Origin of the sequence: Pantoea sp. SIMBA_079 (genome assembly GCF_046940275.1) — a bacterium.
GTDB classification, from domain to species: Bacteria; Pseudomonadota; Gammaproteobacteria; order Enterobacterales; family Enterobacteriaceae; genus Pantoea; species Pantoea borealis.
The window spans coordinates 1-353 of the sequence record NZ_JAWRYR010000086.1 but is presented as its reverse complement, the minus strand read 5'-3'; the positions used below and the strand labels follow the sequence as shown (position 1 = coordinate 353).

1 protein-coding gene is annotated in these 353 nt (G+C 70.3%); it reads right to left on the bottom strand.

Going from position 1 to position 353, the window contains the following annotated elements:
- Positions 1 to 57: 57 nt before the first annotated feature.
- On the bottom strand, positions 58 to 353 hold a 296-nt coding region (locus SB719_RS19220), incomplete at its 5' end, for a hypothetical protein (protein ID WP_412159612.1).

The window sequence follows — 353 nt, the reverse complement described above, 5'->3', positions numbered from 1 at the left end:
GCCGTGTCCTTGTCTCCGTGTCATTGCGTTCTCCCCGAATCCGTTGGATGCATGATCTCAGACCGCCCGCGCCAGCCGGCGCAACGCGAGCACGCCGCAGGCCAGCGTCACGACCGTCAGCACCAGCAGGTGCAGCCACAGCGGCTGCGGTCCCGTCTGCCCCGCCACGCCGAGCGCGATCTGCGCCAGGTGCCAGGCCGGCCATAGTGGCGCCAGCCGCGCGAACACGTCCGGGAGCATCGACAACGGCAGCCACAGGCCCGACAGGAAGGCCATCGGCAGGAACAGCAGGTTGACGAGCGCCGGCGCGGCGTTGGCACTGGCGATGCTGCCCAGGTACAGGCCGATCGCGC